The organism is Catenibacterium sp. UBA627 (assembly GCF_002299355.1).
GTDB lineage: Bacteria > Bacillota_I > Bacilli_A > Erysipelotrichales > Coprobacillaceae > Catenibacterium > Catenibacterium mitsuoka.
This window is the reverse complement of the sequence record NZ_DBPF01000009.1, coordinates 5,524-7,480: the sequence shown is the minus strand read 5'-3', so window position 1 is coordinate 7,480 and position 1,957 is coordinate 5,524. Positions and strand designations below refer to the sequence as shown.

Below are 1,957 nucleotides of genomic sequence, written 5' to 3'. Positions count from 1 at the left end.
AATAATAGATAAACTCATTTACATAGATAAGAAATAATACTTCTGAAACTCTAACATTCAAGATGGTAGAAATATTATCTTATTGTTAGAGTTTTTTTGTTATACGGTTTCTGTTGAATAAAAATAATAAAAATAATATAATGATATTGGAGGTGATAAACATGAACTTTGTCTGGAATACAAACGAACTGAATGCATCTGTCGTCTCCATTTATGAAACAAATATTACATTGAATACGACAGCATGTATGCATTTTGAAAATGTGAATTATGTTCTATTAGGTATTGATTATGACAATCATTGTATCGGTATCAAACCCGTGGGAAAGCAAGCTATCAATGACGGAATCTATCCACAGGACCAGCTTCATAAGATATCAAGAGGTAAGTCCTATGGAAGAATCACAAATAAACCATTTATTAAAGAACTTGCCGATTTGATTCCTCTCGATTTCAATGAAAAGAATGTCTTTAAGTTTAAAGGAACATATGACATTGTTCATGAAGTTCTCATTGTTGACTACAAGGAGGGAAAACTAAATGGATAGTTTGGTAGTGTGGTCAGGTGTTATGGTTGCGTGTATTGTAGTAGAAATACTCACAGTATCATTAGTGAGTGTCTGGTTTGTGATTGGTGCTTTTGTGGCATTAATTGCCTGCTTATTAAATGTATCGGTTCCAATACAGGTCGCTATATTTCTTGTGGTATCAGTTATATGCGCAATAGTGGCACGTCCTATGGCTGTAAAAAGTCTGAAGGGCAATATAATACATACGAATAATGATGCACTCATAGGAACGCATGCTCTCGTTATTAAGAGAATCGATGCAGATCATATGGGTGAAGTAAGAATTAAAAATCAGATTTGGTCAGCATCCTCACTTCATAATTTAACTTTAGAAGAAGGAGAATATGGGGAAGTTGTCGCAATTGAAGGTGCACATCTAGTTGTTAAAAAGGAGGAGAACTAAGATGTTAGGATTTATTTTAATGATTTTATTAATCGCAATTGTTGTTATTCTTATTTTCAGTACAGTAAAGATTGTTCCACAGTCATATGCTTATGTAGTAGAAAGAATTGGTGCATATGACCGAACATTAAATGTAGGTTTACATATTCTTATTCCTTTAATTGATCGTGTATCTAATCGTGTATCATTAAAGGAACAGGTTATGGACTTCGCTCCACAGCCAGTTATTACTAAAGATAACGTTACAATGCAGATTGATACAGTTGTCTATTTCTCTATCACAGATCCTAAGTTATTTACTTATGGTGTAGTAAGACCAATTAATGCGATTGAAACATTAACTGCTACTACATTAAGAAATATCATTGGTGAACTTGAATTAGATGATACTTTAACATCAAGAGATATCATTAACTCTAAGATGAGATCTATTCTTGATGATGCCACTGATCCATGGGGTATCAAGGTAACAAGAGTAGAAGTTAAAAACATTCTTCCACCAAAAGATATTCAGGAAGCAATGGAAAAACAGATGCGTGCAGAACGTGAAAGACGTGAATCTATCTTAGTTGCTGAAGGTAAAAAACAGGCTGCAATCTTAAATGCAGAAGGGGATAAGGAATCACTTGTATTACGTGCAACAGCTGAAAAAGAAGCACAGATTGCGAAAGCTGAAGGTCAGGCTGAAGCATTAAGACTTGTTTATGAAGCACAAGCTAAAGCTATTCAGTATATTAATGAAGCAAATCCTGAATCTGCTTATATCCAGTTAGAAGGATTAAAAGCATTAAAGAACTTAGCTGATGGACAAGCTACGAAGATTATTGTACCTAATGACTTGGCAGGATTAGCTGGTACACTTACAACTTTATCAGAATCACTTAAGGATCCTAAAAAGCCTGAGTAACAACAGTCAGAAGACAGATGCTGTCTTCTGATTTTTTTATATCTAAAAAGCCATGCGATATCGCATGGCTTGTATAAT

General features: G+C 34.1%; 3 protein-coding genes. All 3 read left to right on the top strand.

Translation table 11 applies throughout. From position 1 onward, the window contains the following. The first annotated feature begins 161 nt into the window (after window positions 1-161). From B2S90_RS00700 to B2S90_RS00690, 3 genes are read left to right on the top strand one after another with little or no spacing between them, the layout of a single operon-like run. Window positions 162-548, top strand: coding sequence for a hypothetical protein (locus B2S90_RS00700; protein WP_040389697.1), 387 nt, complete (start codon window positions 162-164; stop codon window positions 546-548). Next, complete coding sequence (locus tag B2S90_RS00695; protein WP_286696376.1) at window positions 541-972, top strand: NfeD family protein; 432 nt, start codon at window positions 541-543, stop codon at window positions 970-972. Before B2S90_RS00700 ends, B2S90_RS00695 begins: the two co-directional genes overlap by 8 nt. A 1-nt stretch (window position 973) precedes the next feature. Next, a complete protein-coding gene (locus B2S90_RS00690) occupies window positions 974-1,879 on the top strand; it encodes an SPFH domain-containing protein (RefSeq protein ID WP_006504996.1) in 906 nt (301 codons plus the stop codon). Window positions 1,880-1,957 lie beyond the last annotated feature (78 nt).